Source organism: Streptomyces sp. NPDC086777 (assembly GCF_040702065.1).
In the GTDB taxonomy this organism is placed as follows: domain Bacteria; phylum Actinomycetota; class Actinomycetes; order Streptomycetales; family Streptomycetaceae; genus Streptomyces.
The window spans coordinates 1-13,529 of record NZ_JBFBJI010000068.1 but is presented as its reverse complement, the minus strand read 5'-3'; the positions used below and the strand labels follow the sequence as shown (position 1 = coordinate 13,529).

The 13,529-nt window shown below is 72.6% G+C and carries 11 protein-coding genes and 3 pseudogenes; 6 read left to right on the top strand and 8 right to left on the bottom strand.

Annotated features, from left to right (window positions below; translation table 11 throughout):
- Positions 1 to 51: 51 nt before the first annotated feature.
- From AB0472_RS44560 to modA, 3 genes are all read right to left on the bottom strand, one after another.
- A complete protein-coding gene (locus AB0472_RS44560; RefSeq protein WP_366365289.1) occupies positions 52 to 1,053 on the bottom strand; it encodes an ABC transporter ATP-binding protein in 1,002 nt (333 codons plus the stop codon).
- A 376-nt stretch (positions 1,054 to 1,429) separates the two neighbouring features.
- Positions 1,430 to 2,278, bottom strand: coding sequence for a molybdate ABC transporter permease subunit (modB, locus tag AB0472_RS44555; protein ID WP_366365276.1), 849 nt, complete (start codon positions 2,276 to 2,278; stop codon positions 1,430 to 1,432).
- Positions 2,275 to 3,102: a molybdate ABC transporter substrate-binding protein gene (gene modA / locus AB0472_RS44550; protein WP_366365275.1), complete on the bottom strand. Its 828-nt coding sequence runs from the start codon at positions 3,100 to 3,102 to the stop codon at positions 2,275 to 2,277. The genes modB and modA overlap by 4 nt, the downstream gene beginning before the upstream one ends.
- A 207-nt stretch (positions 3,103 to 3,309) precedes the next feature.
- Between modA and AB0472_RS44545 the strand changes: the two genes are divergently transcribed.
- Positions 3,310 to 3,798 (top strand): molybdopterin-dependent oxidoreductase, encoded by a 489-nt coding sequence (locus AB0472_RS44545; protein WP_366365274.1) that lies wholly within the window; start codon positions 3,310 to 3,312, stop codon positions 3,796 to 3,798.
- Here AB0472_RS44545 and AB0472_RS44540 read toward each other — a convergent pair.
- Positions 3,713 to 4,390 (bottom strand): annotated as a pseudogene (locus tag AB0472_RS44540) (molybdopterin cofactor-binding domain-containing protein); the annotation flags it as partial. The gene AB0472_RS44545 and the pseudogene AB0472_RS44540 sit on opposite strands and share 86 nt — an antisense overlap.
- On the opposite strand from AB0472_RS44540, the pseudogene AB0472_RS44535 reads away from it, so the two are divergent.
- Positions 4,374 to 4,637 (top strand): annotated as a pseudogene (locus AB0472_RS44535) (PucR family transcriptional regulator ligand-binding domain-containing protein); the annotation flags it as partial. The pseudogenes AB0472_RS44540 and AB0472_RS44535 sit on opposite strands and share 17 nt — an antisense overlap.
- A gap of 47 nt (positions 4,638 to 4,684) precedes the next feature.
- A complete protein-coding gene (locus tag AB0472_RS44530; RefSeq protein WP_366365273.1) occupies positions 4,685 to 4,870 on the top strand; it encodes a helix-turn-helix domain-containing protein in 186 nt (61 codons plus the stop codon).
- Positions 4,871 to 4,874: 4 nt separating this feature from the next.
- Here the strand turns inward: AB0472_RS44530 and AB0472_RS44525 are convergent, their stop codons facing one another.
- The 3 genes from AB0472_RS44525 to AB0472_RS44515 form a co-directional block, all read right to left on the bottom strand.
- Positions 4,875 to 5,270: a helix-turn-helix transcriptional regulator gene (locus AB0472_RS44525; RefSeq protein ID WP_351717302.1), complete on the bottom strand. Its 396-nt coding sequence runs from the start codon at positions 5,268 to 5,270 to the stop codon at positions 4,875 to 4,877.
- Positions 5,271 to 5,319: 49 nt separating this feature from the next.
- A complete protein-coding gene (locus AB0472_RS44520; RefSeq protein ID WP_366365272.1) occupies positions 5,320 to 5,841 on the bottom strand; it encodes a hypothetical protein in 522 nt (173 codons plus the stop codon).
- 146 nt (positions 5,842 to 5,987) lie between these two features.
- Entirely contained in the window at positions 5,988 to 7,943 is a 1,956-nt protein-coding gene (locus AB0472_RS44515) for an amino acid transporter (protein ID WP_366365271.1), read from the bottom strand.
- Between the two features lie 387 nt (positions 7,944 to 8,330).
- On the opposite strand from AB0472_RS44515, the pseudogene AB0472_RS44510 reads away from it, so the two are divergent.
- Together AB0472_RS44510 and AB0472_RS44505 are read left to right on the top strand one after the other, a co-directional pair.
- Positions 8,331 to 8,596 (top strand): annotated as a pseudogene (locus AB0472_RS44510) (ATP-binding protein); the annotation flags it as partial.
- A gap of 152 nt (positions 8,597 to 8,748) precedes the next feature.
- Positions 8,749 to 10,572: an NAD(P)-binding protein gene (locus AB0472_RS44505; RefSeq protein WP_366365270.1), complete on the top strand. Its 1,824-nt coding sequence runs from the start codon at positions 8,749 to 8,751 to the stop codon at positions 10,570 to 10,572.
- Here the strand turns inward: AB0472_RS44505 and AB0472_RS44500 are convergent.
- A complete protein-coding gene (locus tag AB0472_RS44500; protein WP_366365269.1) occupies positions 10,550 to 11,050 on the bottom strand; it encodes a hypothetical protein in 501 nt (166 codons plus the stop codon). The two genes, AB0472_RS44505 and AB0472_RS44500, sit on opposite strands and share 23 nt — an antisense overlap.
- Before the next feature lie 287 nt (positions 11,051 to 11,337).
- On the opposite strand from AB0472_RS44500, the gene AB0472_RS44495 reads away from it, so the two are divergent.
- A complete protein-coding gene (locus tag AB0472_RS44495; RefSeq protein WP_366365268.1) occupies positions 11,338 to 13,206 on the top strand; it encodes an APC family permease in 1,869 nt (622 codons plus the stop codon).
- The last annotated feature ends 323 nt before the right edge of the window (positions 13,207 to 13,529 follow it).

Genomic DNA, 13,529 nt, shown 5'->3' with positions numbered 1-13,529 from the left:
ACCGGGTGCGGCAGTGTGGCAGGGGCCCCGCTTCGGCGGGGCCTCCCGCTTTTACGCCGGGTAGGCGTGCGTCTGGGTGGCCTTCACCGTCGCCCAGACCGTGGCACCGGGGTGCAGGTCCAGTTCGGCCGCCGCGACCGTGGTGAGGTCGGCGGCGAGGGCGAGTTCACCGGTCAGGTCGGCGCGGATCTGGTCCCCGTGGGTCTCCAGGCCGGCGACCTCGCAGCGCCAGAGGTTGCGGGCGCTGGCGCCGGTGGGCCGGTCCCGGAAGAGGGTGACGGCGCTCGGCGGGAACGCGACGAAGACGTCGCCGGTGAGGACCTCGGTGGTGGTGATGGTGGCGTCCGAGAGGGGTGCGGCCAGCTCGACCGTGTGCCCGTCGGCCCGGCCCCGGTAGAGGTTGAGGCCGACCAGGTGGGCGATGTAGTCGGTGCGTGGATGGCGGGCGATGTCGGCCGGGGTGCCCTCCTGGACGATGCGGCCGTCCTCGATGACGACCAGGCGGTCGGCCAGCACCATGGCGTCCAGGGGATCGTGCGTGACCAGGACCGCGACGGCTTCGAACTCGGCCAGGTGACGGCGGAGTCGGGACCGCACGTCGAGGCGGGTGCGGGCGTCGAGGGCGGCCAGGGGCTCGTCCAGGAGCAGCAGGCGGGGGCGGGTGGCCAGGGCGCGGGCCAGTGCGACGCGCTGGGCCTGACCGCCGGAGAGGCGGCGGGGTTTGACGCCGGCGTGCTCGGCGAGGCCCATCCGGTCCAGCCAGGCAGCCGCCTGGGCGCGGGCCTCGGCCTTCGTCGCGCCCTGGCAGCGGGGGCCGAAGGCGACGTTGTCGAGGGCCGTGAGGTGGGGGAAGAGGAGGTAGTCCTGGAAGACGACGCCGACCGGGCGGGATTCGGGGGGTGTGCGGTCCAACTCCGTCCCGTCGAGGCGGAGATGGCCGGCGGTGAGGGGCGTCAGGCCAGCCAGGGCGCGAAGGGCGGTGGTCTTTCCGGCGCCGTTGGGGCCGAGGAGGGCGACGACCTCGCCGGGGGCGGCGGTGAGGGTGATGTCCAGGTGGAAGGTGGGGCGGGTGACGACGAGGTGGGCGTGGAGGCCGTGCGTCGCCGGCTGCGGGTGGGTGGTTGATACCCGGCCTTCGGCCGGGTTGGGGCTCCCTCCCGCACCACCCGTGCAGCTATCAATGTCGGGTACGGGTGGCCCCTGTGGGCGCTGAGCGCCGTCGGGGGATGCGGCTGGTCGGTGGGGAGGCCGTGCGCCGTCGGCGGCTGCGGGTGGTTGGTGGGGATGCCGTGTTCCGTCGGGGGATGCGGGGTGCTCGCCGGCAGACTGCGGGTCCTCGGCGGAGGCTGACGGTCCGTGGGATGGCAGTGCGTCGTCTGCTGCTGCGGGGTGCGAGTCGGTCATCGGGGTGTCGTCCACCAGGTCGTCCTCATGATGCCGTCATCCAACGATCCCGCAACGCCGCCAGGACCGCGATCGACACCGTCAGCAGGACCAGGCTGAGCGCGATCGCCGCGTCGGGGTCGTTCTGGAGGGCGAGGTAGACGGCGAGCGGCATGGTCTGGGTGCGGCCCGGGAAGTTGCCGGCGAAGGTGATCGTCGCTCCGAACTCGCCGAGCGCGCGGGCCCAGGCCAGGACCGAGCCGGCCGCGATGCCGGGGGCGATGAGCGGCAGCGTGACCCGGCGGAACGCGGTGAAGCGGGAGGCGCCCAGGGTGGTGGCCGCCTCCTCGTAGCGGGGGTCGGCCGCGCGGAGCGTGCCCTCGACGCTGATCACCAGGAACGGCATGGCCACGAAGGACTCGGCGATGACCACGCCGGCCGTGGTGAAGGGGAGGGTGATGCCGAACCAGGAGTCCAGCCACTGGCCCACCACCCCGTTGCGGCCGAGGGCGAGCAGCAGGGCCACCCCGCCGACCACCGGGGGGAGGACCAGGGGGAGGGTGACCAGCGCGCGGACCAAACCGCGGCCGGGGAACTCCGTGCGGGCCAGCAGCCAGGCCAGCGGGACGCCCAGGACCAGGCTCACGGCCGTGGCCGCCGTCGCGCAGACGAGGGAGAGCTGGAGCGCCTGCCAGACCTCGGTACTGGTCAGCAGGGACGGCAGGCCCCGCCAGGGGGCCCGCACCAGCAGGGCGACCAGCGGCAGGAGCAGGAAGACCAGAGCCACCGCTCCGGGGAGGAGGAGCGGTAGCGGTACGGCTGTCCGAACGCGCCGGCGCCGCGGACCGCCCATGAGGGTGCCGACCGCGGCGCCGGGCTCGTCGGTCTTCGTCACGGCTTGAGGAACCCGGCGTCGTTCAGCACCTGCTGGCCCTCGGCGGACTGCACCAGCGCGATGAACGCCTTGGCGACCGCCGGGTCGGGGGCGTTCTTGAGGAGGGCGATCGGGTAGTCGTTGATGGCGTTGGCGGACTCGGGGAACTCCACGCCGTCGACCTTGCTGCCGGCGGCCTTCACGTCGGTCTGGTAGACGACCGCCGCGTCGGCCTCCTTCAGCACCACCTTGTTGAGGGCGGACTTCACGTCCTCCTCGTAGGAGACCGGGGTGAGCTTGAGCTTGCCGGCGTCCAGGGCCTTCTGCGCGGCGGCGCCGCACGGCACCGTCTTGTCGCACAGCACGACCTTCAGCGAGGACTTCGTCAGGTCCTTCAGGGAGGAGATCTTGTCGGGGTTGCCCGGCAGGGTGGCGATCTCCAGCTGGTTGCGGACGAAGGTGGCCGGAGTGGTGGCGGTGTCCTTCCTGTCCGTCACGATCGCCATGGTCTTGGCGCTTGCGGCGGCGAAGACGTCGGCCGGCGCACCGCTCGTGATCTGCGCGGCGAGGGTGTCGCTGCCGCCGAAGCTGAAGTTGACCTTGGTGCCCGGGTGGGCCTTCTCGAAGTCGGCCTTCAGGGTCGTGAAGCTCTCCTGCAGCGAGGCCGCGGCGAAGACGGTGATCGAGCCCGACAGCTTGGGCGTCGCCGCCGCTGACGTGTCCGACTTCGTCGTCGCAGACGAGTCGTCGTCGGAGGAGGAGCAGGCGCTCAGGGCCAGCAGGGCCGCGACCGAGGCACCGGCCACCTGGATCGTCCGCCGGGTCCGGCGCACGGAACGGGTCATCACGAATGAACTCCTCTGGATCCCATGGACAATCTGTCGCGCCCTGCTGCGACCTGTCTATCAGTCCGCGTGCCGATGATACTGCCGCAATTGCCAGGCGTAAGTCTTCTGTCACATCGCATGAGCTGCATACTTTCGGACTGGGGCTGGCATGTGCGTTTGTACGGTGACCTGCCGCGGGTACCGTCATCCGGGAGGTGGCCGCACATGACGCTCGCCGAACTCGTCCTCACCGGAGACCTCGCACGACCGGCCCGGCTGACCGTGCCCGATCTCCTGCGCTGGCCCCAGCACCGGGTGCGGGTCAGCTTCGAGTGCGCCACCAGCGGGGTCCAGCACCACGCCTTCACCGGACCGCGGTTGTACGACGTCCTCACCGCCGCCGGACCTGGATTCGACCCCGGCCGGCGCAAGGACCGGCTGCGCTTCCTCATCGCCGTCTCCGGCGCCGACGGGCACCACGCGCTGCTCTCCTGGGCCGAGATCGACCCAGATTTCGCCCACGCCCCGGTTCTGCTCGGCGTCGGCATCGACGACACCTCGCTGAACCGGACGGGACCGCAACTGGTGCTGCCGCAGGACCGCTGCGGGGCCCGCCACATCAGCGGCATCAGGGAGATACGGGTGGACGGGGGGTACGGCGGCTGGCGTCCAGTGCCCGCCACACCCGGTCGCGCGTCAGCGGGAGCTCCGTGAACCGGACGCCCGTCGCGTCCCGCAGCGCGTTGGCCTGCGCCGGGGCGACCGGGTTGAACGGGCTCTCGCTCATCGACTTGGCGCCCAGCGGCCCGATGGCGTCGCTGGTCTCCATGAAGTGCACCTCGGTGCGCGGGACGTCGGCGTACCGCGGCAGCCGGTAACGGCGGAACGAGGCCGGCTCCACCCGGCCGCGCGCGTCCAGCCGCACGTTCTCGAACAGGGGCGCGCCGAGCGCCCGGGCCACCCCGCCCTCCACCCGGCCGCGGCACTGCATCGGGTTCATCACCTTGCCCGCGTCGGCGGCGTGCACGCTGCGCAGGACGCGGATCTCCCCGGTGCCGGGGTCCACCGCCACCCTGAACCACTGCGCGTTGAAGGCCACCGAACGCGGGGTGCCGACGACGTGGCTTTGGGCCGTGCACTCCACCGCGACCGCGCGGGCGGCCGCGTACAGCTCCCTGAGCGGCAGCCGGCCGCCGGTGTGCAGGACTGCCTCCTCCGCCGGCCGGCAGTCGGCGCGCGCCACGCCCAGGAGGGCGGCGGCGAAGTCGAGGAGCAGGTCGGCGAGGGCGCGGGAGGCGCGCGGGGTGACGGTCACCGATCTGGAGGACCCGGCCCGTTTCGTGCGGCCCGGAGAGGTGGTGCTCAGCGGGCTGGTGTGGTGGGCGCCGGGAAAGGCGGAGCGGTTCGTGTCGGCCCTCAAGGCGGCCGGGGCCGCGGCGCTGTTCGCCGGGGAGGAGACCCACGGGGGTGTGCCCGGGGAACTGGTGGAGGCCTGTGTCCGGCACGGCGTCCCGGTCGCCGGGGTGCCCGCGCACATCATGTTCCGGGCGATCGTACGGTCCTCGGCCCCCTGCTGACCGGTGGACGCGCCGCCTCCGCCGTGCTGCCGAACACTCCGGAGACCTTCCTGGCCTGCGACGGCTCCTGGGCCCGCACGGCCGAGGCACTGCACCTGCACGTCAACACCGTGCACTACCGGATGCAGCGGGTGGAGCACTTCACCGGCCGGGACCCGTCCCGGCTGAGCGACCGGCTGGACCTGTGGGCCGCCCTGCTGTGCAGATGACCCGTCAGACGCGGTCGATGTGCACGTTCGTGGACTTCACCCGGGCGGTGGCCTCCATGCCGACCTCCAGGCCGAGTTCCTCGACCGCCTCCCGGGTCAGGAGGGAGACCAGCCGGTGCGGGCCGGCCTGGATCTCGACCTGGGCGGCGACGTCACCGAGTTTGATCGCGGTGACGATGCCGGGGAAGGCGTTGCGGACCGAGGTGTAGGAGGCGTCCTCCTCGGCGGTGCCGGCCTTGGCCAGTTCGACGGAGAACGCGGCGAGGTCCGTACCGTCGATGAGCCGCCTGCCGCCCTCGTCGCGGTGGGTGGTCATCCGGCCCGCGTCGGCCCAGCGGCGCGCGGTGTCCGGGCTGACGCCGAGCAGCCGTGCCGCCTGGCCGATCGTGTAGGAGGGCATGGGCTCACGATAGGGCCAGGTGGCGGGCTGCGCGGACGGGGGTCGCCGGTCAGGTGAGGCCGGACGCCTCCAGCACCGCGCGTGCGTTCGTGTCGTCGATCTCGTGGCCGAGCCGGGCCAGCACTTCGGTGCCCCGGCGCAGGGTGCCCCGCTCCAGGGAGCGGCGGACGCCGGTGTCCAGCTCGTGCCAGAGCAGCGGGTTGGCGTGCAGGACACCCGGGTCGAGTTCCAGCCGGTTGCCGCGGGTGTCGCGCAGGACCAGATGCGCGGCGACGTCCCCGTACTGGCCGACGTAGACGAGGGAGTCGGTGCGGACGATGCGGCGGCCCAGCGGGCCACGGACGGCCAGCCAGCCGGGGCCCGCCGTGACGCGGGCCGGCAGCAGCATGACGAGGATCGCGGCCGACAGGGTGACCCAGAGCAGGGCGCGGGCCGGGGTGAGGGTGCCGGCGTCCCAGTCCACGACGAACGTCAGCCCGCCGAAGCCGAGGGCAGAGCCGCCGGCCAGGCGTGCGCTGCCGCGCCAGGTGCGGTCACCGGCCGCCCGGCCCCTGGGTCTTCTGTCCTCCATGGGGCCGACGGTAGGGGGCGGTGACGGCGGGGGAAGGACCGCTGACAGGGTTCTTATGCGGACCCAGCGGTTATTGACGGGATTCTTACGCCCTGGGCGCTCCGCCCCGGGTCCGCCGCCCCTGTCCGGCCTCCGGGCTGTGGCTCTCAGCCCGTGTGGACGCGCGGCCGCCGCTCGCGGTCCGGCTCCGCCTCGCGCAGCACCTCGCGGGTGACCGGCGCGACCTCGCCCTGGCCGAAGAGGAAGAAGCGCAGGAAGTTGGCGAACGGGCTGCCCTCGGTCCACTCGAAGTAGATGTGCGGGATGCAGCCGGTCTCGTCCCGGACGTGCAGCAGCAGCGCGGCCAGGGCGTTGGGGATGGATGCGGACTCCAGGGTCAGCACACGGTAGCGGTTGTGCAGGACCTCGCCGCGCACGGTCAGGCCCGCCTCGAACTCGGAGGGGTCGGTGACCGTGACCTCGACGAAGACGAAGTCCTCCTGCTCGGGCATGTCGTTGTCGGCGCGGATCTGCTCGATCTTGTCGCGGTACTCGGCCTTGTCGCGCCGGTCCGGCTCGTTGGCGATGAACCGCATCTTGCGGCTGGCCATGTCGCGGATGAATCGTTCCGCCATGTCGTCGAGGGCCACGCTCGTCACGCGCAGCTCGAAGGCGCGGGCGAGGCGGGAGAGCAGCGAGACGAGGATGATGCCGACGATGAAGCAGGCACCGATCTTCACACCGTCGGGGCGCTCGATGACGTTGACCACGGTCGTGTACAGGAAGACCGCCGAGATGATCCCGAACCCGATCGTCCACTTGCGCTGTCCGGCCTTGCGCGAGGCGATGGTCACCGCGACCGCGGCGGAGCTGATCAGCACCAGCACGCCGGTGGCGTAGGCGCCGCCCTGCGCGTCGACGTCGGCGTCGAAGATCCAGGTCACCAGGAAGGCGATCAGGGTGAAGACGATGACCATCGGGCGCACCGCTCGGGCCCAGTGCGGGGCCATGCCGTAGCGGGGCAGGTAGCGGGGCATCAGGTTGAGCAGGCCGGCCATCGCGGAGGCGCCGGCGAACCACAGGATGCAGATGGTCGAGACGTCGTAGACCGTGCCGAAGGCGTTGCCGAGGTACTGGTGGGCCAGGTAGGCGAGCGCACGGCCGTTGGCGCTGCCGCCCGACTTGAACTCGTTCTCCGGGATCAGCAGCGTGGTGATGAAGCTGGTCGCGATCAGGAAGCAGCTCATGATCAGGGCCGCCGTGGTGAGCAGCTTCTTGGTGTCCCGGATCCGGCCGGTGGGCTGCTGCTCGGTGTCGCCCGGCTCGCCCTTGACGTGGGGCATGACCGCGACGCCGGTCTCGAAGCCGGACAGGCCGAGCGCGAGCTTCGGGAAGACGATCAGGGCGACGCCGATCATGACGAAGACGTTGCCGTGTTCCGTGGTCAGGGCGCTGGTCCAGTCGGTGATGACGTGCTCGGCGGTGACGACGTGGTAGAAGCCGACGATCACGACGACGACGTTGAGCGCGAGGTAGATGCCGACCAGCGCGACCGCGACGCCGATGGCCTCCAGGAAGCCCTTGAGGAAGACCGCACCCAGCAGAGCCACCAGGAACAGCGTGATGACCAACTGCTTGCCCTGCAGGAAGTCGGTCAGGTGCGGGTTCTCCACCAGGTGGGTGGAGGCGTCCGCGGCCGACAGGGTGATGGTGATCAGGAAGTCGGTGGCGGCGAAGCCGAGCAGGGTCAGCACGAAGAGCTTGCCCTGCCAGAAGGAGAGCAGCCGCTCCAGCATGGCGATGGAGCCCTCGCCGTGCGGGCTCTCCTCGGCGACGCGGCGGTAGACCGGCAGGGCGCCGGCCAGGGTGACGATCACGAGCACGATGGTCGCGATCGGCGACAGCAGTCCGGCGGCCAGGGCGGCGATGCCGGGCTGGTAGCCGAGGGTGGAGAAGTAGTCGACACCGGTCAGGCACATCACCCGCCACCAGCGCTGGCCCTGGTGCGCGGGTTCGGGCTGTGCGTGGGGGCCGGTGTGGCCGCCGCCCTTGCCCATGTCGGACAGCCCCTCCAGCATCCAGGCGCGGAGGCGACTGGGAGGGGGGTGCTCGGTCGTGGCCATGGGGTCGGCTCCTGGTGTCCGGCGCGGTGAGGTGCGGCGCGATTCGATTCCGGCCATCACGCGGACGGCGGCACCAGCGTAAGCAGAGAGTGACGCGTGGGCCCACGGATCGAAGGGAGCTGGGCGTCAAGCTTGCGTTAAGAATGCCCTGACAGGCGGTGGTCGGGCATCAGGAAAGGGTGGCCCGGAGGCCGCGGGGGGACGTTGGGCTGTACGGGGGGCGGCGGGCCGGAGCCGGGCTCCGGACACCGAGCGTTATCCCGTACGGGGCGTGCGGGGACCTGCATGCCGGCCAGGGAGAAGCCCTGCGCGACCAGGGTGACGACCACGACCGGCGTGGTCATCACCAGCACGAGCGGCCGTTCGGTCGGCGCGGAGCCGTCCTTACTCCGGATCACCGACCGGGGCCCCGGCCTGCCCGTGAACGGCCGCGACCGGCTCTTCGAGCCCTTCCGGCGACTCGGCGACTCGGCGACACCGACAACACCACCGGCCTCGGTCTCGGGCTCGCCCGCGGGCTCACCGAGGCGATGGACAGCACGCTGCCCCCCGAGGGCACCCCGGGCGGCGGGCTGACCATGGTCGTCTCGCTGCCGCCGGCCGACCGGGCCCAGCCCCTCCGGACACCGCGGCACGTGGGAGGCGCCACCTGAGCGACCGGCTCCCGGCTCTTGACATGCTCTTGGCGGAATCTTGAACGGCGGGTGGCCGCCCGGCCGGAACCGGCTTCACCGCCGGGGCCGTTCAGGCTGATGTGACGTCAACCCTGCTCGTACCAGCGGCATCCGGAGAGCGAACCGGCCACATGGTGATCTGCGGCGACGACGGCCTCGCGCACCGGCTCGCCGTCGAACTGGACGCCGTGTGCGGCGAGGTCGTCACCGTGGTCCTGCCGACCGCCGACGACGAGCACGGCGCCCGGGTCGCCGCCCTGCACCGCGACCCGACGTCCGCCGTCCACCTGCACATCTCGGCCCGCCCCGACGAGGCCACCCTGCGCGCGGCCGGCGTGGCACGGGCCGCCGCGCTCGCCCTGACCTACCGCGACGACCAGGTCAACGTCACCGCGGCCCTGGTCGCCCGCGCGGTCAACCCCTCCGTACGGCTGGTCGTGCGGATGTTCAACCGGGAGCGCGGCAGCCATCTGGAACGGCTCCTGGACCGGGCGGCGGGCCTGTGCGACGCCCCGGCGTCGGACACCTCCACCACCGTGCTCTCCGACGCCGACACCGCCGTACCGGAACTGGTCGCGGCGGCCGCCCTCGGGCACGGGCACACCCTCCAGGTCGAGGGCAAGGTCTTCCGCGGCGTCGTCCGGCCCGCGGGCACCCCGACGCACGCCACCGACCTCGCGACCCTCGCCGTGCTCTCCGGCGCCCACGAGGACGACCCGGCCAGCCAGGACAGCGCCGAGACGGCAGGCGAGGACGGCACCCTGCTGCTGCCCGACGACCGGACGGCGTACCACCGGCAGTTCACCCACGGGCGGCTGATGCTGGAGGAGGTCGTCCACCTCGACACCGCCGAACCCGCCCGGCGCGCCCGGCGGTTCCGGCCGGTGCGCTGGCTGCGGGCCCGGCTCGCCCATCTGCCCTGGCGGGTCTTCCGCTCCCGGCAACTGGCCGCGGTCTACGGGTCGCTGGCCGCCGTGGTGGTCGCCCTGTCCACCGCCACCGCGCTCTTCGCGGACGAACACCCCTGGTGGAAGAACTTCTACCTGCCCCTGCTGGACATCTTCACGATGGGGGACCCGGCGACCGAGGAGTCGCCCGCCCGCCGCATCCTCCAGCTCCTCGCCGGCTTCGTGGGGCTCGCCGTGCTGCCGCTCGTGGTCGCCGCGACCATGAACGCGACGGAGGCGTTCCGTACCGCCTCCGTGAACCATCCGCCCGACGACGACGTCAGCGGCCACATCGTCCTGGTCGGGCTCGGGATGGTCGGCACCCGGGTGCTGGACCGGCTGCGCAGCACCGGCCACCAGGTCGTCGCCATCGAGCGGGACCCGCGCGCCCGGGGCGTCGCGCTCGCCCGGGAACTCGGCGTCCCGCTGGTCCTGGAGGACGCCACCGCCCCCGGCGTCCTCGAACTGGCCCGGGTCCGGCAGTGCGGCTCCCTGCTCGTCCTCACCCGCGACGACGGCCAGAACCTCGACATCGTCATGGCCGTCCGGGAGGCCAACCCCGAGGTACGGGTGGTCACCCGGCTGTACGACGACGCCTTCGCCGCGACCGTCCAGCGCACGCTGCGGGCGTCCTACCCGGACGCGCTCACCCGGAGCAGGAGCGTTTCGGCGCTGGCCGCGCCGTCGTTCGCCGCGGCGATGATGGGCCGCCACGTGCTGGGGGTGATGCCCGTGGAACGGGGGTCGCTGCTGTTCACCTGCGTGGACGTGGCCGGGCATCCGGAGCTCGCGGGACGCTCGGTGCACCAGGCGTTCCGGCGGCGGGAGTGGCGGGTGCTGGCGGTGGGGCCGGTCGGTGGGGGTGCCCCGGGACAGCCCGCCTTCGACTGGCGGCCGGCGCAGGGGCGGGTGCTGGCGGCGGGGGACCGGGTGGTGATGGCCACCACGCGACGCGGGCTCGATGTGCTGATGACGGGGGTGGGTGCTAGTCCAGGCCCGACGCCTTGAAGACGCCCAGCGCGTTCTCGCGCTCGACCTGTTCGCCGAGGCGGCTCAGGGCGGCCGAGCCGCAGAGCAGGGTGCCTGCCTCGGCGGCCCTGCGGGCGCCCGCGTCGACCCGCAGCCACAGGTCGGGGTTGTCGACGAGGACCCGCGGGTCGATCGTCAGCCGGTCGCCGAAGGCGTCCCGGAGCAGCAGGCGGGGGGAGATGCCGTCCAGGCGGCGGACCGAGACCAGGCGGTCGGTGCGGACCCTGCGGGTGCGCAGCAGCCGGCGTGAGGTGAGCCAGCCGTCGCCGGCGCGGACCCTCGCGGGGCACAGGACGGCGAAGAGGAGCAGGGCGAGGGCGGTCCAGAGGGTGCCGCGCCACCAGGTGAACGCCCCTGATCCCCAGTCGATCAGGAGGAGCAGGGCGAGCAGGGCGCCCGCGCAACGGGCCGCTGCGTAGAGGTCTTTGGGCCAGCGGGGGTCCTCGGAGGGCGGCATGGGGTGACGGTAGGGAGTCGTGGGCCACGGCGTCAGGAGGAGCCGCGGGTCTTTGACGGGACTCTGACGGTGGTGGGTCCGCGCGGGCCGGTGGGGGGGAGGGAGCGCGCAGCTCCCCGCGCCCCTTTCAGGGGCGTTGCCGTCAAGGGAGTGTCAAAGCCGCTGCCTCTCGCGCGAAGAACGCGCAAGGGACCGTCTTCGGCGGTCGGGACGGGACAGAACCTGATCGCATCGCGCGCGGTACTCCGTGCGCGAGACGTATGTCCCGTTCACCGAGGAGTGCTCCCATGTCCGTACTGACCGCCGAACCGGGGGCCGTGCCCGCCGGTGAGGAGCCGCCCGATACCGGGGAACGGCACCGCCTCACCGCGGTGACCGGCCTCGCCGCGCTGTCGCTGGACGCGATGGCGTCGGTGGCGTACGGGCCCGAGGCCATCGTGCTGGTGCTGGCGGCCGCCGGTGCGCACGGGCTCGGTTTCACGCTGCCCGTCACGCTCGCCATCGCGGCCCTGCTGGCGGTGCTGGTCGCCTCGTACCGGCAGGTCATCGCCGCCTTCCCGGACGGCGGCGGGTCCTACGCCGTGGCCAGGACCCACCTCGGGGCGCGGACCGGCCTGGTCGCCGCCGCCTCCCTGGTGCTCGACTACGTGCTGAACGTGGCCGTCGCCGTCACCGCCGGGGTCGCCGCCCTCACCTCCGCCTTCCCGGCGCTGTACCCGCACCGCCTGGTGCTGTGCCTGGCCGTGCTGGTGCTGGTCACAGGGGTGAACCTGCGGGGCATCGTGGAGGCGGCGAAGGCCTTCATCGTGCCGACGGTGGTGTTCGTCGGGTCGGTCTTCGTGCTGATCGTGGTGGGCCTCTTCCGGTCCTCGCCGGCCAGTACGGTCACCGCCGCCGGACATGCCTCCGTGCTCGCCGACAACGCCTCCGGCGTGGGCGCCCTGCTCCTGCTGAAGGCTTTCGCCTCCGGTTGTGCCGCCCTCACCGGCGTCGAGGCCATCGCCAACGCGGTGCCCTCCTTCCGGGTGCCCCGCGTCCGGCGCGCCCAGCACGCCGAGGTGGCCCTGGGCGCGGTGCTGGGCGCGATGCTGGTCGGGCTGTCGGTGCTGATCTCCCGGTTCCATCTGCAGCCGGTCGCGGGCGTGACCGTCCTGGCCCAGCTCGCCGACGCCTCGCTCGGCCACAACTGGGGCTTCTACGTCATCCAGTTCGCCACGATGATCCTGCTGGCGCTGTCGGCGAACACCAGCTTCGGCGGGCTGCCGGTGCTGCTCAAGCTGCTCGCCCGGGACAACTACCTGCCGCACGTCTTCGCGCTCAAGGCCGACCGGCAGGTGCACCGGCACGGTGTGCTCGCCCTGGCCGTGGTCTCGGCCGCGCTGCTGGTGTTCTCCGGCGGCGACACCAACACGCTGGTGCCGATGTTCGCCATCGGTGTCTTCGTCGGCTTCACCGTCGCCCAGGTGGGGATGGTGCGGCACTGGCGGCTGCAGCGGGGGGCCGGCTGGCGGGGCAGGGCGCTGCTCAACGGGCTCGGGGCGGTCCTGACGGGCGTCGCCACCGTCGTCGTCACCGCGAGCAAGTTCACCGAGGGCGGCTGGCTGGTCGTGGTCATGCTGCCGCTGCTCGTCGGCGCCTTCGTCGCCGTGCACCGTGCCTACGGGCGGATCGGGGAGCGGCTCGGGCTCGGGCGGATCCCCGACCCACCGCACCGGGAGCGGTCGGTCGTGATCGTGCCGGTGTCGTCGCTGTCCCGGCTCACCTCCCGGGCGCTCTCCGCGGCCGCCTCCCTCGGCGACGAGGTGCGGGCCGTCACCGTCTGCCATCCGGACCCCGAGGACCGGGCCCAGCTGGACGCCCTGGAGCGTGCCTGGGCCGAGTGGGACCCCGGGGTGCCGCTCGTCCGGCTGTGCTGCGAGCGGCGCACCCTGGGCCGTCCCATCGCCGCCTACGTCCGTGCGGTGACCGCGGCCGAACCGGCCACCCAGGTGACCGTGCTGATCCCGGAGACCGAGCCGGAGCGGCTCTGGCTGGGGGTCCCCCTGCGCGGAGCGTGGGGGAGGCTGCTGCACAACCAGCGCGGTGCCGTCGTCGCGCATGCCGTGCGCAAGGAGACCGACGCGGTGATCTGCCGGCTGCGGTTCCGGCTGTCCTGATCCGCCTGGTGCCCCTGCCGGTGCCCCTGGAGGTGGCGTTCCCCCAGTTCAGGGCGGTTTCAGCCGCCGAACGGCGGCCTCCGGTCGCGGTCCGGTCGCGGCGGCGTAAGAGTCCCGTCAAAGGCGCGAACAGCGCCGTAAGGGCCCCGTCAACGGCAGCTGAATCCGGCCGGAAAGACGCTTTCCTCTAACAGTCCGAGTCCGTTCCGAACCTCATCCAGGAGTTCACGATGGCCGATCTGGCCTTCGTCGTCACCGTGCTCGCGGGTTTCGTGCTGGTGGCCCTCGTCGCCAAGGGGGTGACGAAGCTGTGACCGCCGAGA

What these genes read in the sequence shown, in the direction of transcription:
- AB0472_RS44515 (WP_366365271.1), bottom strand. Translation starts at nt 7,943, where the DNA reads ATGGCCACGACCGAGCACCCCCCTCCCAGTCGCCTCCGCGCCTGGATG.
- AB0472_RS44525 (WP_351717302.1), bottom strand. Translation starts at nt 5,270, where the DNA reads ATGCCCTCCTACACGATCGGCCAGGCGGCACGGCTGCTCGGCGTCAGC.
- AB0472_RS44505 (WP_366365270.1), top strand. Translation starts at nt 8,749, where the DNA reads ATGGTGATCTGCGGCGACGACGGCCTCGCGCACCGGCTCGCCGTCGAA.
- AB0472_RS44545 (WP_366365274.1), top strand. Translation starts at nt 3,310, where the DNA reads ATGACGCTCGCCGAACTCGTCCTCACCGGAGACCTCGCACGACCGGCC.
- AB0472_RS44500 (WP_366365269.1), bottom strand. Translation starts at nt 11,050, where the DNA reads ATGCCGCCCTCCGAGGACCCCCGCTGGCCCAAAGACCTCTACGCAGCG.
- modA (WP_366365275.1), bottom strand. Translation starts at nt 3,102, where the DNA reads ATGACCCGTTCCGTGCGCCGGACCCGGCGGACGATCCAGGTGGCCGGT.
- AB0472_RS44520 (WP_366365272.1), bottom strand. Translation starts at nt 5,841, where the DNA reads ATGGAGGACAGAAGACCCAGGGGCCGGGCGGCCGGTGACCGCACCTGG.
- AB0472_RS44495 (WP_366365268.1), top strand. Translation starts at nt 11,338, where the DNA reads ATGTCCGTACTGACCGCCGAACCGGGGGCCGTGCCCGCCGGTGAGGAG.